This window comes from Streptomyces sp. NBC_00620 (genome assembly GCF_026341825.1).
Lineage (GTDB): Bacteria > Actinomycetota > Actinomycetes > Streptomycetales > Streptomycetaceae > Streptomyces.
Map to the genome: position 1 here is coordinate 565,065 of NZ_JAPENY010000003.1, position 25,362 is coordinate 590,426.

Below are 25,362 nucleotides of genomic sequence, written 5' to 3' on the forward strand. Positions count from 1 at the left end.
CCACAAGAGAGCCCTTGTCACCGCCTTCTCCTCCCCTTCGTCGCCCAGGCACTTGGTGGCGTCTTGCCCTAGTCTTCTGAGTCAGGAATTCTATTCAGATAACTGGCGAGGCGTTCGAGGATCTCGTCCGCGGTCTTCGTCCAGACGTAGGGCTTCGGATCGGTGTTCCAGGCGGCGATCCAGGTGCGGATGTCCTTCTCCAGCGCTTGGACGGTCCTGTGGACGCCTCGCCGTATCTGTTTGTTGGTCAGTTCGGCGAACCAGCGCTCGACGAGGTTCAGCCAGGACGATCCGGTCGGCGTGAAGTGCAGGTGGAAGCGGGGATGGGCCAGCAGCCACTTCTTGATGGCGGGGGTTTTGTGGGTGGCGTAGTTGTCGCAGATGAGGTGGACATCCAGGCCGGCAGGCACCTCTTTGTCGAGCTTGGTCAGGAACTTCTTGAACTCCTCGGCACGGTGTCTGCGGTGCAGGGAGCCGATCACTTTGCCGGTGGCGACCTCAAGGGCCGCGAACAGGGTGGTGGTGCCGGCCCGGACGTAGTCGTGCGTTGCCCGCTCGGGAACCCCGGGCATCATCGGCAGGACGGGCTGGGACCGGTCCAGCGCCTGGATCTGCGACTTCTCGTCGACACAGAACACCAGGGCCCGCTCGGGCGGGTCCAGGTAGAGGCCGACGACATCGTGGACCTTGTCGACGAAATACGGATCGGTCGACAGCTTGAAGGTCTCCGACCGGTGCGGCTGCAGGCCGAAGGCCCGCCAGATCCGTGACACCGACGACTGCGAAAGACCCATCTCTTTCGCCATCGCCCGCGTCGACCAGTGCGTCGCGTTCTTTGGAGTGGACTCCAGTGTCCTGGCGATCACCGCGGCGACCTGCTCGTCCGTCACCGTCCTGGGACCGCCCGGACGCGGCATGTCTCCAAGACCAGCGATCCGGTACTGCACGAACCGGGCCCGCCAGCGGCCCACCGCATGAGGTGTGGAGCCGAGTTCAGCAGCCACGTCCTTGTTCGACGCACCCGCGGCACAGGCCAGGATGATCCGACACCGCAATGCCCATGCCTGCGGCGTGGAATGTCGCCGCACCCACCCCTCGAGTGCGGCCCGTTCCTCGTCCGACAGCGTCAACTCGGCCTTCGGCCGCCCCGTCCGTGCCATGGAACAAGCCTATACATCTGAATAGAAGTCCTGACTCAGAAGACTAGTACAAGTCACCGAAGTCAGCATTGGGCCAGCATCAGGCTGACTCAACCCGCCTACAGATGGCCAGACATGAGAACGCAGCGTTGCCCTCGATGGACTCCTCAGGAGCGAACGACCCCTCGAGAAAACGGGGTGCCAGGCAAGGACAGCCGCGTATCGCGAGAGGCCTGCACTAGAGCGGGAACCCCAGGTCAGCGAACCCTTCCACGCGGCTTCAGCGCCACCGGCGGGAGTTCGGGAGCGGGCAGCGGAGCACCGTCGTAGCCCACCACCTCGCCGAATCGGGAGCCCGAGGTCCAGTCCGCCCGAGCCTGCTCGATGTCCGCCTGCGTCCGCCCGATGAAGTTCCACCACATGATCAGCTCCTCCTCGAAGGGCTCGCCGCCCAGGAGCATGAGGCCCGCGTCGGACTCGGCCCGCAGGGGGAGTTCGGTGCGGCCGCAGCCGAGGTAGAGCATCGAGCCCGGGAGCAGCGGTACGCCGTCGACGTGGGCCTCGCCCGACATGGACAGCACGGCGTACTCGAAGTCGGGCTCCAGGGGCAGGCGTACGTCGGCGCCGCTCGCCAGGGCGAGGTCGGCGCCGACGATCGGGGTGTACGTCGTGCCGGGCGAGGTCGTGCCGTCGACGGAGCCCAGGATGAGCGCGGCGCGGAGACCGGGAGCCGTGACGAGGGGCAGTTCCGCGTGGTGCTCGAAGCTCGGGTCGGTGTGGCGGTGGCTGTCCGGGAGGGCGACCCAGAGCTGCGCGCCGTGCAGGAGACGGGCGTGCGACTTGGGGCTCTCCTCGGAGTGGCTGATGGCCCGGCCGGAGGTCATGAGGCCCAGTTCGCGCGGCTGGATGGTCTGCAGGCTGCCGGTGGAGTCGCGGTGCAGCACCTCGCCCTCGTGCAGCCAGCTGACGGTCTGCAGGCCCATGTGAGGGTGCGGCGGAACCTGCATGCCGGGCTCGTCGGCGATGTCGTCGGGCCCGTAGTGATCGACGAAGCACCACGCGCCGACCATCCGGCGGCCCAGGTTGGGCAGCAGGCGGCGGACTTCGGTGGACTCGCCGAGCTTCACCCGGCGGGGGCTGAGGAGTTCGCGCACCGGCTCGGCCACCACGAAACCGCGGCCACCGCACAGGGCGGGAACTGCCTCGCGATCAAGATTGCTCATGGCCCACAACCTAGCCCTGCGGGGTACCCGCCGTCAGTCCATCGACCCGCCCATTGAGGGGCACTTGGCGCAGAACCGGCGGAGGGCCTAGGACCCGGGTCTCAGGCGCGTACGCCGTTGGTCTGACCAGATTCAAAAATAGTAGCCATGGATATAGTAGCCATGTACCGTTTCCCGCATGAGTTCGATCAAGTCGATGAGCTGGTGAGTTCGGTGCCCGGGAACGCGACGCCCGGTTTCCTCGTCTGGCGGCTGTCGATGAAGTGGCGGGTCGCCGTCGACCGGGCGCTCGCACCATTGGGCCTGACCCACGCGCAGTACTCGCTGGTGGCATCGCTCTACGGCATGCACCGGGCCGGCCACCGGCCGAGCCAGCGCGCGCTCGCCGACCACACCGGCCTCGAGCCGCTCTACGTCTCGAAGCTGGCCCGCGCCCTGGAGGCGGCCGGAACCGTCGACCGGACGCGGGATCCTGCCGACCCCCGCGCGGTCCGGCTGTCCCTCACGAAGGAGGGGCGCGAAGTCACCCGCCGCGCGATCGGGGTGGTCCACGACCTTCTGGACCAGCTCCTGGAGCCACTCGGCGGACTCGACGGCGAGCGCACGAAGGTGCTCAGCCGCGAGTTGGCGACCCTGCTCGACGTACCACTCGATCCACGTTCCGAGACCGAGAAAGCACGACCTGAGAAAGCACGACCCGAGAACGAACACCCCACGGACGAACACCCCACGGACGAACCTTCCGAGAAGGAGCAGTCATGACCACCGCCACTCCCCTTGTCAACGGCCAGACCATAGGCCTTGCCCACTACGCGAGCCGTGCCCTCCTGGAGATCGTGCTCGCCCGCAGCGGAACCACGTTCAACCAGTCGGTGGCCCTTCGGGCCGTCTCGGACAGCGGCGGCACGGTCGAGCGAGCGTGGCTCGTGGACCGCCTGACCGGCACGCTGAAGATCGACGAGTCGGCCGCTCACGAAACGGTCTCCGAGATGACCGACGCGAAGCTGCTGGAGCCCGCGGCCGGGCGGGTGTCACTCACGGACAGCGGCAGGGAGCTGTTCGAGGGGATCCGCGTCGGCGGCAACGCGATCGCGGCCCGGCTGTACGCGGGCATTACGGCCGAGGATCTGGCTACCGCGGGTCGCGTACTGACTCTGGTCACCGAGCGGGCAAACGCGGAGCTGGCCGACGCGTAGCCCCAGGACTGAGGTCCCGTAGCCCCAGGGCCGAGGTCGTGGAATATTCAATCATTGCCCGCCGTTGAGGCCGTCGAAGGAGGTCAGCAGTGAACACGACTTACTACGACCACGGGACGGCCGCGGAGCGCTGGGAGCGGGCGCGGATGTTCTTCGACGCCAAGGACTACGCCGCTGCGGCGCGGGTTCTGGGTGGCCTGGTCGAGGAGGTGCCGGAGCAGGTCGGACCCCGGCTGCTGCTGGCCTGCTCGTACTACCACTCGGCTCAACTTCGCCGCGCGGAGGCCGAGTTGCGCGTTCTCGTGGAGCTCGACCCGGTCGAGCACTACGCCCGGCTGATGCTGGGGCGCACGCTTCAGCGGCAGGGGCGGTCCGCCGAGGCGGAGCCGCACCTGAGGATCGCCTCGGCGCTCGCGGGCGATTTCTCGCAGGTGTAGCAGACCCTGCGGAGAAAGGCCGGTCACCACGGTGACCGGCCTTTTCGCATGCCCCGGCGGCGAGTTCGGCCTTGGGACTGGTGGACTCGCATGTTGAGGTGTCGCGTATTCAATGTCTGCGGAGGAGTTCAGCCACTCAGCGTGTGCTTCGCATCTCTGACTGCGGCTGCGATGTGGCGACTTGAGAAAGGGGGGCGCGCCCACACCGTCCGCCCAGCCGACCTCGCTGTCAGCGCTCTGTGTCATGATGCGGACGCGTCACAGGGGAGTGGGCTGCGGTCTGCTGATTGCCAGGGGGTTGGGGATGGGCGCGGGTAGCGAGCCGGACGGCTCGTCCAGGTCCGACGAGGAGTGGGAGCGGTTTCTGCGCGAGTCGGTGGCGGGTGCCGCCGACTCGCCCAAGGAGCCGTCGGCGCGGGCCCGCCACGTGACGGAGCAGCTGCGCGCGGAGCCCGGCCCCGGCCTGGAGGGCTGGCGCAGCCACACGCCCGCGCGGCCCAAGCGGCGCACGGGCTGGTACGTGGTCGGACTCCTGGCCTCGCTGGCGCTGCTCGCGGTGGCGCTCGCGCCGGGGCGGACAGTGAACCTGTTCGCCGGCGACGACCCTGACTCCCCGCCGCTGGCGGCTGAGACCGCCCGCCCGACCCAGGCACCCTCGGCGGAGGCGGCCCAACGCCCCACCATGGACGAGCCGTTCCGCGGTTCGCCGGCGGCGAGCTGGGCGAGCGGAGCGGCGGGGATCACCGTGCCGAAAGCCAGGGCGGTCGGCTGGATGAGCGCGGCCGAGGTCGAGCGGGCCCTCGCCCGCAGCCGGGAATTCCTTGTCGCGTCCGGCCTGGACCGCGGGGTGCTGCAGGGCGAGCGCCCCGAGAAGGCGATTGCACTGATCAACCCGTACCAGACGGACGTCCAAGACCTCCTGAAAACCGCTTTCCAAACCCCGAGCGAGAAGAACGACCCCCTCCTCCTCTTCAGCCGCTTCCAGCCCTCCCGCACCCAGCTGGTCGGCGACGTCGTGAAGACCCGGGGCCGGCTCACCTACCGGGAGGGCGAGCGCGGCGCGCTCCAGGTGACCGCCGACGTCACCTTCGTCTACCCGGTCACCCGCGCGGACGCGGGCGGCGACGACGAGATCGTGCGCACGATCGTCCGGCGCGAGCTGGTCCTGAGCTGGGACGACCCTGACAAGGTGATCACCGAGCCGGGCACGTTCTCGATCGTCTCGTACAAATACGACATGACCAACGGCGGCTGCGACGCCCCCACGGGCTACTTCACCCCGCCCTTCGGCACGGACAGCCGGGCGGACGAGGGCGGCACGGAGGTCGACCCGTACGACCGCAGCGTGCCGGTCGGGCGGGGCGAGTCCTCTGGGGACGAGTGCGGGAGGGCGACGCGGTCCTAGGTCGTGTCCGCAAAGTGGGTTGGTCGTTGGTCTGTTCGTGGTGCGTCGTCATGAGTTGACTGATGAGTCGTGGGCGGTGATCGGGCCGTTGCTCGCTCCGCCGCGGATGGGCCGTCCGGTGCGGGACCGCCGTCAGGTGGTCAACGGCATCCTGTGGAAGCTGTCGACCGGGGCGGCCTGGCGGGACCTGCCCGAACGGTACGGGCCGTGGAAAACGGTCTACGAACGCTTCCGCCGCTGGTCCGCCGACGGCACATGGGACCGGCTGCTGGCTCACGTCCAGCAGCATTCCGACGCCGTCGGCGCGGTCGACTGGACGATCGTGTGCCTGGACTCCACGACCGTGCGGGCCCACCAGCACGCCGCCGGGGCCCGAAAAGGGGGCCGTGGCCGGGCGAGGCGATCGGCCGTTCCCGCGGCGGACTGACCACGAAGATCCACCTGGCCTGCGACGGCCGGGGCCGGCCGCTGGCCTTCACCCTCACCGGCGGGAACGTCAACGACTGCACCCAGTTCGAAGCAGTGATGGCCCGGATCCGGGTGCCGGGATGCGGGCCGGGGCGACCCCGGACCCGGCCCGAGCGGGTCGCCGCCGACAAGGGCTACTCGTCCACGAAGATCCGCACCTACCTGCGCCGACGCGGGATCAAGGCAGCGATCCCGGAACGCATCGACCAGATCAACGGCCGCATCCGCCGCGGCGAGAGCCGCTGCCGGCTCGACAAAGCGGCCTACCGGCGCCGCAACCTCGTCGAACGCTGCTTCAACAAGCTCAAGCACAACAAAGCCCTCGCCACCCGCTACGACAAACGCGCCCGCCACTACCAAGCCCTGGTCACCATCGCCTGCCTACGACTCTGGCTCCCCTGACATTGCGGACACGACCTAAGGCTGACCTAAGGCCTGTCTGGTGGCTCGCATCTTGAGGCGTCGCATATTCCTCGTTGAGTTCGGTCCTGATGTCACCGTGTGTGGTCGCCGGGGGCGTATCGGTTCCAGGTTCCTCCAGCCTCGGTGACCAAGGGATCGCGGAGGTCGTGCCGCGCTGTGGCGGGACGCCGATCCGGTTGTGCGGCTGCCGGGCGCCGTCATCGAGGAGGGCCGGGACCTGTCCTCGATGACGGCATCACGGCCGACGCCGCCTACCGGCTGCTGCCGGCCCGACGGTCCGGCCTCACTTCAGGTGGCGGTCCAGGAACCGGCACCCGTCCTCCAGCTCGAACCACGGGGTGCCGGTGTGCCCTCCCAGATTTGCGTGCAGCGTCTTCTCCTTGCTGCCGAAGGCGTTGAACAGGTCCAGGGCCCGTTGCCGGGGGTTCCCTTCGTCGTCCCACTGCAGCAGGAACAGGAGCGGAATGGTGACCTGCCGGGCCTCCTCACGCTGGGCACGGGGCACGTACCCCCCGGCGAAGAAGCCTGCGGCCGCGATGCGTGGCTCGACCACCGCAAGGCGGATGCCGAGGGCGGTCCACCCCCCGGAGTACCCGACCGGGCCGCCGATCTCCGGCAGTTCAAGGAGGGCGTCCAGCGTGGTCTGCCATTCCGGGACCGCGTTTTCGACCAGCGGGCCGATGAAGGACTCGAAGATCTCGTCGACCGGCTCGCCGGCCTGCATCGCCCGCCGGAGGTCGGCGCGGGCCTGCTCGTCGGCGGCGGAACGGGGACGGTCACCGCACCCGGCGGCGTCGATGGTGGCCACCGCGTAGCCGCGCGCCGCGGTGTACCGGGCCCGGGCCACCAGCCGGGGATCCGCCTTGGGCAGGCCGTTGTTGTGGGACATCAGGATCAGCGGGGCCGGGGCGGCGGATTCAGGCGTCCACAGGGTGCCAGGGGTCTCGCCGAGGGTGAATTCGCGTTCGAGGACGCCGTCGTCGAGGCGTTGTTCGGAAGTGAATTGCATGGTCGTGCCTTTCGGGAGGGCGCAGAGCGGCGCTCCCGGACGACCTATCGCCCGACCGTGACCCCGGAGGAGAGCACCCATGTCGATACTGTGTTCACGGGTACCACCTCCTCGTTCTCTCGCACGGCCTCCGGAAAAGTAGCAGTGGTCGCCGTGGTCCGCCAACGGGTTTTTGCGGAGGCTCCGTGGACGGTTGCCACGGAGCCACTCGCCTGCGGGGCGCGACGCGGCGCTGCGGGGCAACCTGCCGGTGGGGGTTGGGGGTTGGGGCGGTTTTTTCGCCCCCTCCGCCCCTGCCCTTCCCGTACCTGGGGGCTCCGCCCCCAGACCCCCGTTCGGCCTGAACGGCCTCGTCCTCAAACGCCGGACGGGCTGAACTACGCCCGCTTCCCCCGCCGGTGCGCGACCTCGCCGAGCAGTACGTCCACGGCGATGAACACCGCCAGCGGGATGCCGAGCAGTGGGACGAAGTAGCCGAGTACGGCGATGGTTGCCATGGCCGGGACCAGGATCTGTGGCGGGACCTGTGCCCAGGCACCCCGTGGGATGGGTCGGCCGAACGCGGAGGCGCGGCCGCGCAGCCACCACATGCGGTAGCCCAGGACGATCAGGAGGATCAGCGAGCCCGTGAGGGCCATCAGCACGATCTGGTTGACGAGGCCGAAGAGGACGCCGGTGTGGGCGTCGATGCCCCAGCGGGTCAGCTTGGCGAGCACGGGGTAGTCGGCGAAGCGGAGTTCGTCGGTGACCTCGGCGGTCGTCGGGTCGACGGCCACCGCGTCCTGCTTCGTGGGCCAGCTGCGCTGGACCTGCTTGACGACGTACGTGGAGGAGGCGTCGGCGGGCGGGATGATCTCGACCGGGTCGCCGAGGCCCTTGGCGCGGGCGGCGGCGAGGATCTCGTCGACCCCCGCTCCACTCTCCGTCTCGCCCGTTCCGGCCGCGGCGTCGTGTTCCGCGTGCTCGCCAGCCGCCGCCGAGACCGAGGGGGTCGACTGACCGAGCGAGGTCCTGAGGACGTCGATGTTCGCCCCGGCGTACGTCGACCAGGTCAGGCCGGTCGCCGAGAGGAAGATGAAGCCGGCGGCCGCCCAGACGCCCACCGTGCCGTGCAGTCCCAGGGTGCGGCGGCGCCCGCTCGTCCCGCGGACCTTGCGCTGCGAGCGGCGGCGGGCGAACCACAGCCCGAGGCCGCCGCTCGCGATCACCCACAGCCAGCTGGCGGCGAGTTCGCTGTAGAGGCGGCCGTTGTCGCCGAGGTGCAGGTCACGGTGGAACTCGTCGATCCAGGTCCGCACCGGGAGCGCGCCCGTGGAGCCGTACTGCTCCAGAGCGCCGCGCACCTTCGCGGTGTACGGGTCGACGAAGACCGCGAGGGTGTGGTCGGCGTCGATGCCCGGGGCTCCCGAGATCATCACCCGGGTCGTCGCATCCGCCTCGGGTGAGGGGCGTACGGCCGAGACCGTGCCCTCCGGGTGGGCCTTGCGGGCGGCGGCCACCTGGTCGGACAGTGCCAGCTTCTTGTCGCCGACCGGGACGGTCAGCTCGTGGGAGTAGATGATCTTCTCGGCCTGGAAGGAGGCGGCGTACAGGAAGCCGGTCGCTGCGGCGACCAGCAGGAAGGGGGCGACGAGCACTCCGGCGTAGAAGTGCAGGCGGAGCACCAGGGGGCGAAGTGAGGACCAGGTTTTTCGGGTGGGTGCCGGGGAGACGGACTGCGGGGACTGGTCCGTCGTGGTCGGGGGAGCGGTGGACATCGGCGGGGTTCTCCGGTCGTGCAGGGGACGGAAACGGGCCGCGGGCCGGGAGTGGGCTCCCTTCACCGGTGGCAGTCCAGTAGTCGGGACCCGGAGGCGTCGAGTTCCCGGGCATGGACGTGGCGTGCGTCACATTCGGGAAGGTGCGGCACTCCCCTGGCGCCGCCTCGCACCGCGCGGGCCCGCTTGACATCCTGGCGCGATGGCATCCGAACGTGACCACAGCACCTCCCGTCCCCTGAGCGACCAGGTCGAGGAACTTCTCGCCCACGAAGGCCCGTTGCCGATCGTCGCCGCGGGTGACCCGGTGCTGCGTCGTGCCGCCGAGCCGTTCGACGGCCAGTTGGCTCCGGGGCTGCTGGCCCGTTTCGTCGCCGCCCTGCGCGCGACGATGCACGCGGCGCCGGGTGTCGGCCTCGCGGCACCGCAGGTCGGTGTACCGCTGCGGCTCGCTGTCATCGAGGACCCGGCGCCGGTGTCGGAGGAGGTGCGGCTGGTGCGCGGGCGGGTGCCGCAGCCGTTCCGGGTGCTGGTCAATCCGTCGTACGAGGGGATCGGCGCGGAGCGGGCGGTGTTCTTCGAGGGCTGCCTGAGTGTGCCGGGCTGGCAGGCCGTGGTGCCCCGGCACACCGAGGTGCGGCTGCGTGCGCTGGACGAGGAGGGCCGCGCGGTCGACGAGGTGTTCACGGGCTGGCCCGCGCGGATCGTCCAGCACGAGACGGACCATCTGGACGGTGTGCTCTATCTCGACCTGGCGGAGACCCGCTCGCTGTCCTCGAACCAGGCGATGGCGGAGCGCTGGGGGCAGCCGACGCCGGAGGAGGCGGCCGCGGCCCTCGGCTTCACGCTGCCCGGCTGAGACGTGTCACCCTCAGCGAGGGTGCCACACCGGTCCGGCGGAACACCCTCGCCAGGTCCGCGTCACACGTCCCGGTACGCCTCCAGCAGCCGCAGCCACACCTCGCTCAGCGTCGGATAGGACGGCACCGCGTGCCACAGGCGTCCGATGGGCACCTCGCCGGCGACGGCGACGGTCGCCGAGTGGATCAGTTCGCCGACGCCCGGGCCGACGAAGGTGACGCCGAGGAGGACTTCGCGGTTGACGTCGACGATCATGCGGGCCTTGCCCCGATAGCCATCGGCGTACAGGCCCGCGCCCGCCGCCGAGGACATCTCGACGTCCACGACCCGGACACGGTGGCCCGCCTGTTCGGCCTCGGCGAGGGAGAGGCCCACGGCGGCGGCCTCCGGATCGGTGAAGACGACCTGCGGGACGGCCGCGTGGTCGGCGGTCGCGGCATGAGCGCCCCACGGGTCCGTCTCCAGGAGCGGTACGCCGGCCGCGCGGGCGGCGATGGCGGCGCCCGCGATCCGGGCCTGGTACTTGCCCTGGTGGGTGAGGAGCGCACGGTGGTTGACGTCGCCGACCGCGTACAGCCACTCGCTGCCGGTGACCCGGAGGCTGTCGTCGACGTCGAGCCAGGAGCCCGCTTCCAGGCCGATCGTGTCGAGGCCTATGTCGTCGGTGTGGGGCGCGCGGCCGGTCGCGAAGAGGATCTCGTCGGCCTCCAGGCGGTCGCCGGTGTCCGTCAGGACCACCACGGTCGAGCCCTCGCGCGTCACCGCGGAGACCGAGGTGCCGGTGCGCACGTCCGCCCCCGCCTCCGCCAGTCCCTCGGCCACCAGCTCCCCGGCGAAGGGTTCCATGCGGGGCAGCAGTCCCTTGCCGCGGACCAGGACGGTGACCTGGGAGCCGAGGGCCTGCCAGGCGGTGGCCATCTCGACGGCGACCACACCGCCGCCGACCACGACGAGCCGGCCGGGCACGGCCTGCGCGCTGGTGGCCTCGCGGCTGGTCCAGGGCTTGACCTGGGCGAGTCCCGGCAGGTCGGGGAGCAGGGCGCGGGTGCCGGTGCACACGGCGACCGCGTGCCGGGCGGTCAGCACGTGCCGCTCGCCGTCGGGCCCCTCGACCGTCACCGTGCGCGGTCCGTCGAGCCGCCCGTGTCCGCGGTACAGGTCGGCGCCGATGCCGTCCAGCCAGCCGACCTGGCCGTCGTCCTTCCAGTGGGAGGTGAAGTAGTCGCGGTGGGCGAGGACCGCGGCGGCGTCGAGGGGGCCCTGCACGGCCTGGCTGAGGCCGGGCACGCGGCGGGCGTCGGCGCGGGCGATGACCGGGCGCAGCAGGGCCTTGCTGGGCATGCAGGCCCAGTAGGAGCACTCGCCGCCGACCAGTTCGCTCTCCACGATCGCGGTGGAGAGGCCTGCCGCGCGGGCGCGGTCCGCGACGTTCTCCCCCACGGGCCCGGCGCCGAGCACCACGACGTCGTACGCGATGGATTCCGTTTCCGTCATGGGGTCAGTCTGGTTCCTCGTGTGCGCCGTGGCCACACGGGTAGGCAGGCGGAATACGGCACCGGCAGGCGGCGTTGTGCGAACCGGCATGACCCGGACACGAGAAAGAGGGAGACACGCATGAGCAGCACCGTGGAACTCACCAAGGAGAACTTCGACCAGACGGTCACGGACAACGAGTTCGTCCTGATCGACTTCTGGGCGTCCTGGTGCGGGCCGTGCCGTCAGTTCGCGCCGGTCTACGAGAAGGCGGCCGAGGCCAACCCGGACCTGGTGTTCGCCAAGGTCGACACGGAGGCGCAGCCCGAACTGGCCGCCGCCTTCGACATCCAGTCGATTCCGACGCTGATGATCGTCCGCGACCAGGTCGCGATCTTCGCCCAGCCCGGTGCGCTGCCCCAGGCCGCTCTGGACGACGTCATCGGCCAGGCCCGCAAGCTGGACATGGACGAGGTCCGCAAGTCCGTCGCCGAGCAGCAGGCCCAGGCCGGCCAGTAAGTCCCCCGCTCAGAACGGGTACGCCGCCACATCCCCGCGCACCGTCGTCCAGCGCACGTCGGTGAAGGCCTCCAGGTTGGCCTCACCGCCGAAGCGGGCGCCGGTGCCGGAGGACGCGATCCCGCCGAAGGGCGCGACGGCCTCGTCGTTGACGGTCTGGTCGTTGATGTGGGCGATGCCGGTGGGGATGCGCTCGGCGAGGTCGAGGCCGCGCGCGGTGTCCCTGGTGACGATGCCCAGGGAGAGGCCGTACGGTCCCGCTGAGGCGAGAGCGGCGGCCTCGTCGACGTCCGCGAAGGAACGTACCGGCGCGACCGGGCCGAAGACCTCCTCCGCGTACGCGGGGGTCGAGTCGTCGACTCCGGCAAGGACCGTCGGCCGGTAGAACAGCTTCTCGTGCGTGCCGCCCGCCGCCAGCTTCGCCCCGCGTGCGGTGCTGGACTCCACCAGCCCCTGGATCTTGGCCAGTTGGGCGCTGTCGATAATCGGCCCCAGGTGCACCTGCTCGCGGTGCGGGTCACCGACGGCGAGCGAGTCGGCCTTGGCGGCGAGCCGCTCGACGTACTCCTCGTAGAGCGAGGCGTGGACGAGGTGGCGGCCGGTCGTCATGCAGATCTGGCCCTGGTGGAAGAACGAACCCCAGGCGGCCGTGGAGATCACCGCGTCGATATCGGCGTCGGCCAGGACGATCAGTGCGGAGTTTCCGCCCAACTCCAGGTGCACGCGCTTGAGTTGACGGCCCGCGGCCTCACCCACCGCGCGCCCGGCGGCAGTCGACCCCGTGAACGAGATCACCGGCACCTGCGGGTCGGCTACCAGCGCCTGACCGGCCTCGGGACCGCCGGGGAGTACGTGCAGCAGGCCGTCCGGGAGGCCCGCCTCCGCGAAGACGGCGGCGAGCGCGAGGCCGCCGCAGACGGCGGTGCGCGGGTCCGGCTTCAGGACGACGCCGTTGCCGAGCGCGAGCGCCGGGGCCACGGAGCGGATCGAGAGGATCAGCGGGGCGTTGAAGGGGGCGATGACCCCTACCACGCCGACCGGGACACGCCGTGTGTACGACAGACGCGGAACCTCCGACGGCAGGATCTGGCCGGTCGGGCGCGAGGCGAGCGCGGCTGCCTCATAGCACTCCTGAGCGGCGACGTGCAGTTCGAAGTCGGCCTTGCCGGGGATGGAGCCGGACTCGCGGACGATCCAGTCGCGCAGTTCGTCGGCGTGTGCGGCGAAGAGGTCGCCGGCCCTGCGCAGCACGGCGGCGCGGACGAAGTGCGGGGCCCTGGCCCAGTCGGACTGGGCGGCACGGGCGGTGCGCGCGGCCGTCGAGATGTCCTCGGCGGTGGCGAGCGTGACGGTACCGAGCCCCTCGCCGGTGGCGGGCTCGGTGACGGTGTACTCACCGCCCGACAGCGTGCGGGACTGCCAGGTCTTGGGGTCGAGCAGCGGCATGACGGCTCTCCGATCGATCACTGATCACCAGCGGGACACTCACAGTGAGAGGGGTAATCCCGTGTAGTTCGCGGCCAGTTCGGCTGCCGCGTGGCGGGATGCCGTGATCCGGCGCAGTCGTGCGAGCTGCACCCGGTGGTCGAAGACATCCCCATCTGGTTGAGCGTGCAACATCCTAGTCATGTCGTACGAGAAACGTGTGGCCTGCCACACCCGGTCGAGGCACAACTCCGAGTAGCGGTCCAGGAGTTGGGCCGATCCCGTGCGGTGCAGCGCCGCGAAGCCGCGTGCCAGCACCCGGACGTCGGACACCGCGAGGTTGAGCCCCTTGGCGCCGGTCGGCGGCACGATGTGGGCGGCGTCCCCGGCGAGGAACAGCCGTCCGTAGCGCATCGGCTCGTGGACGTAACTCCGCATCGACGTCACGGACTTGGACGTGACGGGGCCGCGCTCGAGGCGCCAGTCGCCGTCGATGGCGAAGCGTGCCGCGAGCTCGTCCCAGATGCGCTCGTCGGGCCAGTCGGCGGCTGCGGTGCCGTTCGGAACCTGGAGGTACAGCCGCGACACCGACGGCGAGCGCATGCTGTGCAGGGCGAAGCCCCTGTCGCCGCGTGCGTAGATCAACTCCTCGCAGGAGGGCGGCACATCGGCGAGGATCCCGAGCCAGGAGTACGGGTACTCGTGCGCGTACGTGTGGCTCGCCCCGTCCGGGAACGCGTCGCGCGCGATGCCGTGCGAGCCGTCGCAGCCCACCACGTAGTCGCAGCTCAGGGTCTGCTCGCGCCCCTCGTGCACGAAGCGCACGACGGGTGCGTCGCTGTCCGGCTTCTCGATGGCGATCGCCTCGGCCTCGAACAACAGCGGTGGCCCGTCGGCGAGTTGAAAGGCGATGAGATCCTTCACGATCTCCGTCTGGGCGTAGATCGTGACGGTGCGGCCGCCGGTGAGCGCGGGGAAGTCGATGTGGTGGCGCTCGCGGTCGAAGCGCAGCTCGATGCCGTGGTGGATCAGGCCCTCGGCGTCCAGGCGGTCGGCGGCGTCGCACTCGCGCAGCGCGTCGACCGTGCCCTGCTCCAGCATTCCGGCGCGCTGGCGCTGCTCGGCGTACTCCCGTGTCCTGCTCTCCAGGACGACGCAGTCGACGCCCGTCCGGTGCAGCAGCCGGGCGAGCAGGAGCCCGGCGGGACCGCCGCCGATGATGCCGACCGTGGTCCGCATGACGCGCCTCCGTGTCCGGTCCGGCCGGGGAACAGTCCCAGCCTCTCTCAGCTCGACTCGCGGTGCACGACCCTCGCTCCCAGTACCTCGTGCGTTTCGGGCGCCGCGCCGGGCTCGCGCACCGCGCGGTCCACCAGCTCGGCGAGGTCACGCCCGGACGGCAGCTCGATGTGGACGGTGCTCAGGCGGGGCCGCAGCAGCCGGCCGAGCATCAGGTCGTCGGCGCCGATGACGGCCGTCTCGTCCGGGATTCCGATGCCCTCGTCCTGGAGGGCACGCGTCAGCAGCATCGCGTACTCGTCGTTGTACGCGAACACGGCGTCGAGATCGAGGGAGCGCCAGCTCGCCGCGAGCCGGGCGGCGGCCACCTCCTCGTACGCGAGCGGCAGCTCGGTCACCGAGGCGTCCGTGCCCCGCAGAGCGCGCCGTACGCCTTCCAGGCGGGGCTTGGAGAAGATCTCCAGGCCCGTTTCCTGGGGCACCACGACACCGATGCGACGGCGGCCACGCGCCGCGAGGTGGACGCCCGCGCAGTGGCCGACCCGCTCGTGGTCCATGAGCAGCGCGTGCGCGCCCTCGACGCGCTCGGGGCCCATCGTGACGACGGCCCGGGCTCCGGAGCGCTTGAGGACACCCACGCCCTCGGGGCCGAGCCCGCTGCCCGGCACGAGGACGGCGACCGGCCGCAGCTCGGCCCAGGCGCGGGCGGCCTCGTCGCCCTGCAGGCCTACGCTGCCGTACTGCACGACGGTGTAGTCGAGGCGGCCCAGAGCCCACTGGAGCTCGTTGAAGAACTGGCTGTAGAGCGGGCCCACGGGCACGGAGGGCGCCGGCATCAGAACCATGCGGCTGTGCCCGGCGCGCAGGCTGCGGGCAGCCGCGTGCGGGACGTACCCGAGTTCCTTGGCCGCCTCGTGGACGCGGCGGCGGGTGGGTTCGCTGATCCGGACGGCGCTGGTGTTGTTCAGGACGTACGAGACGGTCGCGCGGGAGACGCCCGCCAGGCGCGCCACATCGGCACTCGTCGGCACGGGTCGTTGTGCGGACGATGGAGGAGCGGACTGCTTCGGTATCTGCACCATGACGTCACGCATCCTTGCAGAAGCACGGCGCGCCGCTTTGCGCCGGGGGAGCCCGGCGCCCCCGGGTGGCCGGAACTCTCCCTTCCGCAAAGGATGTTCGATATCCCGTACCGGATGGCCCGTCCGGAGGTTACCGTGCGGTACACGACCTGCTTCGGAGGTGCCCCTCTTGGCTCCCGACCGTGCTCATGGCCTGGCTGAAAGTGCTCGCTCCCTCGCCGACGGCGAGGTGACCGCGCGCGAGATGGCCGAGCGGACACTGGCCCGCATTGAGGCGACCCAGCCCTCCCTGAACGCCTTCCGCCTGGTGCGCGCCGAAGCGGCGCTCGCCGAGGCCGACGCGGCGGACAAGAAGCTGGCCGCCGGGGTGCGGCTGCCGCTGCTCGGGGTGCCGGTGGCGGTGAAGGACGACATGGACGTGGCGGGCGAGCCGACCGCGTTCGGCTGCCGGGGCGAATTCCCTGCCCAGGCCGAGGACGGGGAGGCCGTACGCCGCCTGCGCGCGGCCGGCGCGATCGTGATCGGCAAGACCAACACCTGCGAGCTCGGGCAGTGGCCCTTCACAGAGGGGCCCGCCTTCGGAGCCACCCGCAACCCCTGGCACGCCGACCACACACCGGGCGGTTCCTCGGGAGGCTCGGCCGCGGCGGTGGCGGCGGGTCTGGTCCCGGCGGCGCTGGGCTCGGACGGCGCGGGCTCGGTCCGCATCCCGGCCTCCTGGACCCATCTGATCGGGATCAAACCGCAGCGTGGCCGGATCTCGACCTGGCCGCGCCCGGAGTCGTTCCAGGGCATCACGGTCAACGGGACGCTCGCCCGCACGGTCGCGGACGCGGCCCTCCTGCTGGACGCGGCGAGCGGCAACCACGACGGCGATCTGCACCGCCCGTCCACGCTTCGCGTGTCGGACGCGGTGGGCCGTGATCCGGGCCGGCTGCGGATCGCGCTGTCGCTGAAACCGCCGTTCACGGCGCTGCCCGCGCGGCTCGATCCCGCCGTACGGGAGCGGGTCCTCGCGCTCGCGGAGCGGCTCGCGGAGCTCGGGCACGTGGTGGAGGAGGCGGAGCCGCGGTACGGGCAGATCGGGCTGTCGTTCATCCCGCGCGCGACGGTCGGTCTCGCCGAGCGGGTACGCGACGTGCCGCAGCAGGACCTCCTCGACCGGCGCACCCGCGACGCCGCCCGGCTGGGACGCGTACTCGGCGGCGCACCCCTGCGGGTGGCCCGCCGGGCCGAGGCGACGCTGCACCGGCGGATCGGGGCGCTCTTCGACACGTACGACGTGCTGCTCGCCCCGACGACCGCCGCTCCCCCGCCCCTCATCGGCTCGATGGTGAACCTGAACGGACTGGGCACCGACCGGGCCATGATCGCCGCGTGTCCGTTCGCGTGGCCGTGGAACGTGCTGGGCTGGCCCGGGGTCAACGTGCCCGCGGGGTTCGTGGGCGACGCTCTGCCGGTCGGCGCCCAGCTGCTCGGTCCGGCGAACAGCGAGCCGCTGCTCGTGTCGCTGGCCGCCCAGTTGGAGGCGGATCTGCGGTGGCACGAACTGTGGCCGCCCCACGGGACCGTCGTGGACTCCCCTGCGGTGTAAAGGAGTTCGTCGGGGCCGCTGTGACCAGCGGATTCCGGCCGTAGTCTGTGGTCATGGACGATGCGCCGATGGTCGGGTTGATGGGGCGGGTCACCGGCACGGTCGGGCCCGGGCTCGTCGGCGAGGTGATCGTCCGGGTACGCGGCGGCGCCGAGCACTTCCTCGCGTATCCCGCCGCCGCCAAGGACCGTATCGAGACGGGCACGGTGGTGATGGTCGTGGAGTACCTGCCGCCGCGGACCGTGTACGTCTCGGCGGCGTACGACAGTTGACGAGTGGGCGGCGTACGGCGATCAACGCGTCCCCAGCTCGTCTGCGCACGCGCCGTCCCAGGTGAGAGCCGTATTCGTCAAGATTGCAACAAGGATTCGTCAGTGCCTGTCCCCCGGCCTTGCGCAGGAGCACACTCCCTTCGTTCGGTGCCGAAAGGGCACCATCCAAAGGGGGCGTATGCCGATGGTTGTCGGCGTCGTGGCGGGGGCTGTTGTCCTCGCGCTGATCTTCATCGTTGTGGTTTTCAAGCTCATGTGGCGGGTCGCTGAGCCCAACGAAGCGCTGATCATTTCCGGTTCGAAGCATCGGACCGAAGGCCTTGAAGAAGGCATGGGATTCCGCATCGTGACGGGGCGCGGCACGCTGGTGCTGCCGGGTGTGCAGGCGGTGCGCAAGATCTCGCTCGACCTCAACGAGACCGAGCTGCACGTGGACTGCGTGACCCATCAGGGCATTCCGCTCAAGGTGCGGGGCGTGGTCATCTTCAAGGTGGGCGACGACTTCGTGTCGATCGCCAACGCGGGCCGCCGCTTCCTCGACCAGCAGAAGCTGATGTCGGAGCGGGTGCACAACGTGTTCGCCGGTCATCTGCGGTCCATCGTCGGCGGGTTGACCGTCGAGGACATGATCCGCGACCGGGAGAAGCTGACCGGCCAGACCCGGGCCGCCTGCGGGACCGAGATGGAGAAGCTGGGTCTGATCGTCGACTCGCTGCAGATCCACGAGATCGAGGACCCGACCGGCTACATCAAGAACCTGGCCATGCCGCACGCCGCCGCCGTACAGCGCGACGCGCGGATCGCGCAGGCCGAGGCGAACCGGCTCGCCACCGAGGCCGAACAGAAGGCCGCGGCACGGATGTCGGAGGCGACCCGGGACAGCGAGATCCTCCAGGCCGGCTACCAGGCCGAGCGCGACAAGGCGGCCGCCAAGGCCCAGCAGGCCGGACCGCTCGCGGATGCGGCCGCCCGGCAGGACGTCGTCGTACAGGAGACGCGCATCGCCGAACTCGAGGCGCAGCGCCGTGAGCAGCAGCTCCAGGCGGATGTCCGCAAGCCGGCGGACGCCAAGGCGTACGAGACACGGGCCAGGGCCGAGGCCGAGCGTGACGCGCGGATCTCCGCCGCGCAGGCCAAGGCCCAGGAGACCGAGCTCGCTGCCGCGGCGGAGGCGACCCGGGTCAAGACGGCCGCGGGCGCCGAGGCCGAGGCGACGAAGGCGCGGGGCGTGGCCGCCGCGTCGGCGACGCGGGCCACCGGTGAGGCCGAGGCCGCCGCAGCTCAGGCCAAGGGGCTCGCCGCCGCCGAGGCGACGCGTGCCCAGGGTCTCGCGGAGGCCGAGGCCATCAAGGCGCGGGCCGCCGCCCTCGCCGAGAACCAGGAGGCCGTGGTCGCCCAGCAACTCGCGGAGAACTGGCCGGAGATCGTCCGGGCGGGAGCGAGCGCCTTCGGCAACGTCGAGCACATGGTGCTGCTCAACGGCGCCGACGGGATGTCGGACATGTTCGCCAAGGCGCTCACCATGGGCGGCACGGGGCTCGGCCTGGCACGGCAGTTGCTCGCGTCGATGAACCAGAACGGTACGGCGCCGGACGGTGCAACGGCCGGGGTCAACGGCGTTGTGCCGCCGCGTTCGGAGAGGGTGCCGGTGGAGCAGGACAAGGCGTGAGGCGGTGAGCTTCGGGGGTACGGGAGTTGGCTTCCGTACCCCCGAAGTAACGTGACCCCGTGACTGCCTCAACCGATGAAGACGTTCCCGGCCGCTACGGCCCCTCCGCGACCACCGAAGCCGAGCCCCGCGAGGTGGGCCGGGTGCGGACGGAGTACTCCCCCGCGCACGACGGCGACCCGGATCCCGGCGAGATCGTCTGGACGTGGGTGCCCTTCGAAGAGAACGACGGGCGTGGCAAGGACCGTCCGGTGCTCGTTGTCGCCCGGGAGGACGAGGGGACGTTTCTCGCCGTCCAGCTGTCGAGCAAGCGGCACGACGGTGACCGCGAGTGGGTGCCGATCGGGAGCGGGCCGTGGGATCGGACCGGGCGGGACTCGTGGGTGGATGTGGATCGCGTGCTGCGGCTGCATGAGGAGGGGATGCGGCGGGAGGCTTGTGCGCTGGACCGGATGCGGTTCAACTCCGTTGTGCGGCGGTTGCAGGAACGGTATGGGTGGCGGTAGGCCGTGTTTCGACTGCGGGTGCGTTGTGGCTGGTCGCGCCCCGCGGCGGAGCCGCAAATGTCACAGCCCCGCGCCCCTGAGTCTGTTACCCAACCCGGAAATGCGATTCAAACGTACGCTCGAATGCGCCTCTCGTCGCCGAACCCGCCGTGCGGTCCAGGATCCCGAACACGACGTGCTCGAAGTGTCCCTCGAAGCGGCCCTTGACCAGCAGGCCGTGGAAGGCGCTCGCCACCTGCGCCGGATCGTTCTGGAAGACACCGCAGCCCCATGCGCCGAGCACCAGTCGTCGGTAGTCGTGGGCCGCGGCGACCTCCAGGACCCGCTCGGCGCGTACGGCCAGGGCTTGTGGGAGTTCCGGTGTGCGCTCCGGGGCGGTGCGCAGGACTACTCCGGCGTTGGGTGCCGCGGCGGTCAGGAATGCGGCCGTGTAGGGATCGTCGAGGAGCCGCCCGCGGTCGTCGCGGAAGACGGGCACGGCGGGTGAGTGGATGACACGGTCCGTGTAGAACGGATCGCGGTGGGTGCGGTGGTGGTCGTAGAACGGCCGGGCCCGCAGCAGGCAGGTGTACAGCGCGGAGGCCCGGCAGAGGGCCTCTTCCTGGGCCTGCGCGCCCTTGAGATAGCCGCCGCCGGGATTGCGCGCCGAGGAGAAGTTCAGGACGGCGACGGGGTCCGTCCCGCCCGCGAGCCGCCGGGCGGCCTCCAGGCTGCTCTCCCCCGTGACCTCGAACGTCGTGTCCACAGGGCTGACCGGGGAGATCTCCACGGGCTCGGGGCCGTACATCCGCGTGCCGTCCCTGGCGGTGTCGACCGCCGCGGCGATCGGCACCGTGCGCCCGTCGGACGCGCGGTACGAACCGGCCGCGACGATCTCCTCCGTGTGCTGTGCGATCCCGCGCAGGCGCGCGCTCACGGCGCGACCCCCGTACGCTCCGTGAACGCGCCCCGCGCGATCTCCCCCGTCGTGCTCATGAACGCATCGTGAGCGATGCTGGTCATGCTGCGCAACAGAGTTTCTTGGGTTTGCAAACAGTGGTTCCCGGTCCTTAAAGCGACGATCTGCACCCTTGTGCGAACAGGCGTGCGTGGTCTTGGGTAGGACGAGCATTGCCGGTCCGGCCCTACAGACGGCGGGCCGGCGGCATGGTGGAATCTCAGGAGGATCCCGACATGTCCGATTCGGTGAGTGACTGTACGGAGCACCGCTCCGTCGTCACCGAGGCCGAGGTGGAAGCGCTGGTCCGAGGCATCTGCTTCAAGACCGGACCACCTCGATTCATCGGTGTCGAAGTGGAATGGCTCGTCCACGAGCTGCGGCTGCCGCGGCTCCCGGTAAGACCGGAACGACTGGAAGCGGCCTACGCCGCACTGCGGACCCTGCCCCTGCGTTCGGCGCTCACCGTCGAACCCGGCGGACAGCTGGAGCTCAGCTCCCTTCCCGCCGCCTCCCTGATGGAGTGCATCGGGTCCGTCTCCGCCGACCTCGACGCCGTACGCGCGGTACTGCGCGAGGCGGATCTCGGCCTCACTGGCTACGGCCAGGATCCCTGGAACCCCCCGAGCCGCTTCCTCCATGAGCCGCGGTACGACGCCATGGAGCAGTACCTCGACCGCACGGGTCCCGAGGGGCGCGCCATGATGTGCACTTCCGCCTCCGTCCAGGTGTGCCTGGACGCCGGGTACGAGGAGCCGGGCCCGCTCGGGCACGGGCGCCGCTGGTGGATGGCGCACCAGCTCGGCGCGGTCCTGCTGGCGGCTTTCGCCCACTCCCCGATGGCCCGGGGACGGCACACCGGCTGGCGCTCCACGCGGCAGTCGCTGTGGGCGGCGATGGACCCCGGGCGGTCCAACGCGCCCCCGCTGGGTCCCGAGCCGCGTGCCGCCTGGGCCAGGCGTGTCCTGGACGCGCCGGTGATGTGCGTACGGGCGCCGGACGGCCCCTGGGACGTACCGGAGGACCTGAGCTTCCGGGCGTGGACCCGCTCCGACAATCCGCCGGACCGGGCTGACCTCGACTATCACCTGACGACGCTGTTCCCGCCGGTGCGACCGCGCGGCCATCTGGAACTGCGCATGATCGACGCGCAGCCGGGCGACGACGGGTGGATCGTGCCGCTCGCCGTGACGACGGCGCTCTTCGACGACCCGGAGGCCGCGGAGCTCGCCTACCGAACTGTCAAGCCCCTTGCTGAGAGGGCGGGTTCGCTGCCGGCTCCGCGCAATCCGCTGTGGGAGGACGCCGCGCGGCACGGTCTGACCGACCCCGAGCTGCGTGAGGCCGCCGTGATCTGTTTCGCGGCGGCTGCCGAGGCCCTGCCCCGGCTGGGCGCCACCACCGAGGTCCTGGACGCCGTCGCGGAGTACACCGACCGCTTCGTGGCCCGGGGCCGCTGCCCCGCCGACGATCTGCTCGTCCAACTCCAGGGCCGGTCCCACAACCGGTCCGAGGGCCCGTCCCGCAGTCAGCGCCGCGACGGGTTCCATGACCGGCTCGACGGTCGCTTCCACGGTCAGTTCCAAGGGAAGGACATCGGCTCATGACCGCCCCCGAATCAGTCACGGACCCCGAATCGCTCACGGATCCCGAGTCGCTCAGGGAGCGTGCCCTCGACGCGCTGACCACGGCCCGCGACCGCACCGCGCTCCTCACCTCGTGCGTCGAGGAGCCCGAACTGACCGCGCAGCACTCGCCGTTGATGTCCCCGCTGGTGTGGGACCTGGCGCACATCGGCAACCAGGAGGAGCTGTGGCTGCTGCGCGCGGTCGCGGGGCGTGAGGCGATGCGGCCGGAGATCGACGGGCTGTACGACGCGTTCGAGCACTCGCGCGCCGAGCGGCCCTCGCTGCCGCTGCTGCCGCCCGGGGAAGCCCGCCATTACGCCGCCGAGGTGCGCGGGCGGGCGCTGGACATCCTGGAGAGCACCGCGTTCGGCGGGACCCGGCTGACTGAAGCGGGCTTCGCCTTCGGGATGATCGCGCAGCATGAACAGCAGCACGACGAGACGATGCTGATCACCCATCAGCTCCGCAAGGGACCCGCGGCCCTGACGGCGCCGGATCCCGCGCCCGTCCCGCTGTTCACCGGTCCCGCCGAAGTCCTGGTTCCCGGCGGCCCGTTCACGATGGGCACGTCCACCGAGCCGTGGGCGCTGGACAACGAGCGGCCCGCGCATCGACGTACGGTCCCGTCGTTCTTCATCGACACCACACCGGTGACGAACGCCGCGTACCAGGCCTTCATCGCGGACGGCGGCTACGGCACCGCCCGCTGGTGGGCTCCGGAGGGCTGGGACCACATCCGGACGCACGGCATCGAGGCGCCGCTGTTCTGGCGTCACGAAGGCGGGCAGTGGCTGCGGCGCCGCTTCGGCGTCACCGAGGTGGTGCCGCCCGACGAGCCCGTGCTGCACGTCAGCTGGTACGAGGCCGACGCGTACGCCCGCTGGGCGGGGCGGCGGCTGCCCACCGAGGCCGAGTGGGAGAAGGCGGCCCGGCACGACCCGGCGTCCGGCCGCTCCAGGCGCTATCCGTGGGGCGACGCCGACCCGGCCCCCGAGCACGCCAACCTGGGCCAGCGCCATCTGCGTCCGGCGCCGGCGGGCAGCTATCCGGCCGGCGAATCACCGCTCGGTGTACGGCAGTTGATCGGCGACGTGTGGGAGTGGACGTCGAGCGATCTGTCGCCCTACCCGGGGTTCGCGGCCTTCCCGTACAAGGAGTACTCGGAGGTGTTCTTCGGCCCGGAGTACAAGGTGCTGCGCGGCGGTTCGTTCGCGGTGGACGCGGTGGCCTGCCGGGGGACGTTCCGCAACTGGGACTATCCGATCCGGCGGCAGATCTTCTCCGGGTTCCGCACCGCCCGCTCGGAGAATGCCTGATGTGCCGTCATCTGGCGTACCTGGGAACCCAGGAACCGCTCGGGAGACTCCTCGTGGAGCCGCCGCACAGCCTGTTCCGGCAGTCCTGGGCACCCCGGCGGCAACGGCACGGGACGGTCAACGCCGATGGTTTCGGGGTGGGTTGGTACGCCGAGGGAGACCCTCTGCCCGCCCGCTACCGCCGTACCGGGCCCATCTGGGGGGACCAGTCGTTCGCCGACCTGGCACGTGTCGTCCGGACCACCGCGTTGCTCGCGGCGGTCCGGGACGCGACCGTCGCGGGTGCCGACGGGGAGGCCGCGGCGGCGCCGTTCGCCGCGGGCCCCTGGCTGTTCAGTCACAACGGCGCCGTCCTCGGGTGGCCGCGCTCCCTGGCCCCGCTCGTCCAGAGCCTGCCCGCGATGGAGTTGCTGTCGATGGAGGCGCGCTGCGACTCGGCGCTCGTATGGGCGCTGCTCCTGCACCGGCTGCACGAGGGCGACGACGAGAGCCAGGCGCTGGCCGACACGGTCGTCGAGGTGGCCGAGGCGGCGCCCGGGTCCCGGCTCAACCTGCTCCTCACCAACGGCGATTCGATCACCGCGACGGCGTGGGGCGACACCCTCTGGTACCTCACCGAGCCCGGCCGTCGCACGGTCGTGGCCTCCGAGCCCTACGACGAGGACCCGCGCTGGCAGGAGGTGCCGGACCGCACGCTGCTGTCGGCGACCCGCGACGACGTCCTGCTCAGCCCGCTGAAGGACCCGCACGACCACATGCCATCCGCACCTTCGAAGGAGCCCCGTACGTGAGCCCGTTCCTTCTCACCCGCACCCTGGCCGAGGACGCCACGGAGGCCGCGCTGCGCGCCGACGTCCTGCACGGTCTCACCCGTACCCCGAAAACGCTGCCGCCGAAGTGGTTCTACGACGCGCACGGCAGCGAGCTATTCGAGAAGATCACCGAGCTGCCCGAGTACTACCCCACCCGGGCCGAGCGGGAGATCCTGATCGCCCGGGCCGCCGAGATCGCCGGGGCGACCGGTGCGCGCACCCTGGTCGAGCTGGGGTCCGGCTCGTCCGAGAAGACGCGGTATCTGCTCGACGCGCTGCCGGGGCTGCACACGTACGTGCCGGTCGACGTCAGCGAGGCCGCCCTCACCCAGGCAGGGCAGGCGCTGATCGCCGAGCAGCCGGACCTCAGCGTGCACGCGCTGATCGCCGACTTCACCGGCGGTCTCTCGCTTCCCGGTACTCCCGGGCCGCGGCTGGTGGCGTTCCTCGGCGGCACGATCGGCAATCTGCTGCCCGCCGAGCGCGCCACGTTCCTGTCGTCCGTACGGGCCCTGCTGTCGCCCGGCGACGCGCTGCTGCTCGGCACCGACCTGGTCAAGGACGAGTCGGTCCTGGTCACCGCGTACGACGACACGGCCGGAGTGACCGCCGCGTTCAACAAGAACGTGCTGAGCGTCGTCAACCGCGAGCTGGGCGCCGACTTCGACCCTGACGCGTTCGACCACGTCGCCCTCTGGGACAGCGAGCACGAGTGGATCGAGATGCGGTTGCGCTCGCGCGCCGAGCAGACCGTGAAGATCCCGGCCCTCGACCTCGCCGTCGACTTCGCGGACGGGGAGGAACTGCGCACCGAGATCTCGGCGAAGTTCCGCGAGGAGGGCGTACGCGGCGAGCTGGCCGCGGCGGGCTTCGAGTTGGCCCACTGGTGGACGGACACGGAGGGCCGTTTCGCGCTTTCGCTGAGCACCGCCGGGTAGCGGAGGGCGCTCACGTCATCCACGGTATGCCCCC

The 25,362-nt window shown here is 70.9% G+C and carries 23 protein-coding genes and 1 pseudogene; 15 read left to right on the plus strand and 9 right to left on the minus strand.

Features of this window, described 5'->3' with window-relative positions; translation table 11 throughout:
- Window positions 1–68: 68 nt before the first annotated feature.
- Together OG246_RS33900 and OG246_RS33905 are read right to left on the minus strand one after the other, a co-directional pair.
- On the minus strand, window positions 69–1,160 hold the full coding sequence (locus OG246_RS33900) for an IS630 family transposase (protein WP_266457682.1): 1,092 nt from the start codon (window positions 1,158–1,160) through the stop codon (window positions 69–71).
- Between the two features lie 236 nt (window positions 1,161–1,396).
- Window positions 1,397–2,362, minus strand: coding sequence for a pirin family protein (locus OG246_RS33905; RefSeq protein WP_266472214.1), 966 nt, complete (start codon window positions 2,360–2,362; stop codon window positions 1,397–1,399).
- 258 nt (window positions 2,363–2,620) lie between these two features.
- On the opposite strand from OG246_RS33905, the gene OG246_RS33910 reads away from it, so the two are divergent.
- The 5 genes and pseudogenes from OG246_RS33910 (at window position 2,621) to OG246_RS33930 (ending at window position 6,270) form a co-directional block, all read left to right on the plus strand.
- Entirely contained in the window at window positions 2,621–3,124 is a 504-nt protein-coding gene (locus tag OG246_RS33910; protein ID WP_266474920.1) for a MarR family winged helix-turn-helix transcriptional regulator, read from the plus strand.
- Complete coding sequence (locus tag OG246_RS33915; protein WP_266472217.1) at window positions 3,121–3,558, plus strand: MarR family transcriptional regulator; 438 nt, start codon at window positions 3,121–3,123, stop codon at window positions 3,556–3,558. The genes OG246_RS33910 and OG246_RS33915 overlap by 4 nt, the downstream gene beginning before the upstream one ends.
- Before the next feature lie 89 nt (window positions 3,559–3,647).
- The gene (locus tag OG246_RS33920; protein WP_266472219.1) at window positions 3,648–3,995 is read left to right on the plus strand and encodes a M48 family metallopeptidase; all 348 of its coding nucleotides are present in this window, start codon (window positions 3,648–3,650) and stop codon (window positions 3,993–3,995) included.
- Between the two features lie 304 nt (window positions 3,996–4,299).
- On the plus strand, window positions 4,300–5,400 hold the full coding sequence (locus OG246_RS33925) for a hypothetical protein (RefSeq protein WP_266472221.1): 1,101 nt from the start codon (window positions 4,300–4,302) through the stop codon (window positions 5,398–5,400).
- 40 nt (window positions 5,401–5,440) lie between these two features.
- Window positions 5,441–6,270, plus strand: a pseudogene (locus tag OG246_RS33930) (IS5 family transposase).
- 304 nt (window positions 6,271–6,574) lie between these two features.
- Here the strand turns inward: OG246_RS33930 and OG246_RS33935 are convergent.
- Both OG246_RS33935 and OG246_RS33940 read right to left on the minus strand, forming a co-directional pair.
- Window positions 6,575–7,300 (minus strand): dienelactone hydrolase family protein, encoded by a 726-nt coding sequence (locus OG246_RS33935; RefSeq protein ID WP_266472224.1) that lies wholly within the window; start codon window positions 7,298–7,300, stop codon window positions 6,575–6,577.
- 377 nt (window positions 7,301–7,677) lie between these two features.
- On the minus strand, window positions 7,678–9,057 hold the full coding sequence (locus OG246_RS33940; RefSeq protein ID WP_266472226.1) for a PepSY domain-containing protein: 1,380 nt from the start codon (window positions 9,055–9,057) through the stop codon (window positions 7,678–7,680).
- Window positions 9,058–9,259: 202 nt separating this feature from the next.
- On the opposite strand from OG246_RS33940, the gene OG246_RS33945 reads away from it, so the two are divergent.
- Window positions 9,260–9,916, plus strand: coding sequence for a peptide deformylase (locus OG246_RS33945; RefSeq protein ID WP_266472228.1), 657 nt, complete (start codon window positions 9,260–9,262; stop codon window positions 9,914–9,916).
- Between the two features lie 62 nt (window positions 9,917–9,978).
- On the opposite strand, the gene OG246_RS33950 is transcribed toward OG246_RS33945, so the two are convergent.
- Window positions 9,979–11,412, minus strand: a complete 1,434-nt coding sequence (locus OG246_RS33950; protein ID WP_266472230.1) for an NAD(P)/FAD-dependent oxidoreductase — start codon at window positions 11,410–11,412, stop codon at window positions 9,979–9,981.
- A 21-nt stretch (window positions 11,413–11,433) separates the two neighbouring features.
- On the opposite strand from OG246_RS33950, the gene trxA reads away from it, so the two are divergent.
- Window positions 11,434–11,910 (plus strand): thioredoxin, encoded by a 477-nt coding sequence (trxA, locus tag OG246_RS33955; RefSeq protein ID WP_266472232.1) that lies wholly within the window; start codon window positions 11,434–11,436, stop codon window positions 11,908–11,910.
- A 9-nt stretch (window positions 11,911–11,919) separates the two neighbouring features.
- Here trxA and OG246_RS33960 read toward each other — a convergent pair whose 3' ends face one another.
- Genes OG246_RS33960 through OG246_RS33970 form a run of 3 tightly spaced genes read right to left on the minus strand, consistent with a single transcriptional unit; the run spans window position 11,920 to window position 15,656 of the window.
- Window positions 11,920–13,356 carry a benzaldehyde dehydrogenase gene (locus OG246_RS33960; RefSeq protein WP_266472234.1) on the minus strand — a complete coding sequence of 479 codons (1,437 nt, stop codon included), beginning with the start codon at window positions 13,354–13,356 and terminating at the stop codon, window positions 11,920–11,922.
- Window positions 13,357–13,395: 39 nt separating this feature from the next.
- On the minus strand, window positions 13,396–14,574 hold the full coding sequence (locus OG246_RS33965) for a 4-hydroxybenzoate 3-monooxygenase (RefSeq protein ID WP_266472236.1): 1,179 nt from the start codon (window positions 14,572–14,574) through the stop codon (window positions 13,396–13,398).
- 47 nt (window positions 14,575–14,621) lie between these two features.
- A complete protein-coding gene (locus OG246_RS33970) occupies window positions 14,622–15,656 on the minus strand; it encodes a LacI family DNA-binding transcriptional regulator (protein ID WP_266472239.1) in 1,035 nt (344 codons plus the stop codon).
- 169 nt (window positions 15,657–15,825) lie between these two features.
- Between OG246_RS33970 and OG246_RS33975 the strand changes: the two genes are divergently transcribed.
- The 4 genes from OG246_RS33975 (at window position 15,826) to OG246_RS33990 (ending at window position 19,697) form a co-directional block, all read left to right on the plus strand.
- A complete protein-coding gene (locus OG246_RS33975; RefSeq protein ID WP_266472241.1) occupies window positions 15,826–17,250 on the plus strand; it encodes an amidase in 1,425 nt (474 codons plus the stop codon).
- A gap of 47 nt (window positions 17,251–17,297) precedes the next feature.
- Window positions 17,298–17,522: a hypothetical protein gene (locus OG246_RS33980; RefSeq protein WP_266472245.1), complete on the plus strand. Its 225-nt coding sequence runs from the start codon at window positions 17,298–17,300 to the stop codon at window positions 17,520–17,522.
- Between the two features lie 178 nt (window positions 17,523–17,700).
- On the plus strand, window positions 17,701–19,191 hold the full coding sequence (locus tag OG246_RS33985) for a flotillin family protein (protein ID WP_266472246.1): 1,491 nt from the start codon (window positions 17,701–17,703) through the stop codon (window positions 19,189–19,191).
- Between the two features lie 59 nt (window positions 19,192–19,250).
- On the plus strand, window positions 19,251–19,697 hold the full coding sequence (locus OG246_RS33990) for a type II toxin-antitoxin system PemK/MazF family toxin (protein ID WP_266472248.1): 447 nt from the start codon (window positions 19,251–19,253) through the stop codon (window positions 19,695–19,697).
- A gap of 85 nt (window positions 19,698–19,782) precedes the next feature.
- On the opposite strand, the gene OG246_RS33995 is transcribed toward OG246_RS33990, so the two are convergent.
- Complete coding sequence (locus tag OG246_RS33995) at window positions 19,783–20,613, minus strand: TIGR02452 family protein (RefSeq protein WP_266472251.1); 831 nt, start codon at window positions 20,611–20,613, stop codon at window positions 19,783–19,785.
- 257 nt (window positions 20,614–20,870) lie between these two features.
- Here OG246_RS33995 and egtA point away from each other — a divergent pair, with 257 nt between their 5' ends.
- The 4 genes from egtA to egtD are packed head-to-tail and all read left to right on the plus strand — an operon-like array spanning window position 20,871 to window position 25,328.
- Entirely contained in the window at window positions 20,871–22,241 is a 1,371-nt protein-coding gene (gene egtA / locus OG246_RS34000) for an ergothioneine biosynthesis glutamate--cysteine ligase EgtA (RefSeq protein WP_266472255.1), read from the plus strand.
- Entirely contained in the window at window positions 22,238–23,578 is a 1,341-nt protein-coding gene (gene egtB, locus OG246_RS34005; protein WP_266472259.1) for an ergothioneine biosynthesis protein EgtB, read from the plus strand. Before egtA ends, egtB begins: the two co-directional genes overlap by 4 nt.
- A complete protein-coding gene (gene egtC, locus OG246_RS34010; protein WP_266472262.1) occupies window positions 23,578–24,369 on the plus strand; it encodes an ergothioneine biosynthesis protein EgtC in 792 nt (263 codons plus the stop codon). The genes egtB and egtC overlap by 1 nt, the downstream gene beginning before the upstream one ends.
- Window positions 24,366–25,328, plus strand: a complete 963-nt coding sequence (gene egtD / locus OG246_RS34015) for an L-histidine N(alpha)-methyltransferase (RefSeq protein WP_266472265.1) — start codon at window positions 24,366–24,368, stop codon at window positions 25,326–25,328. Before egtC ends, egtD begins: the two co-directional genes overlap by 4 nt.
- Window positions 25,329–25,362: the final 34 nt, after the last annotated feature.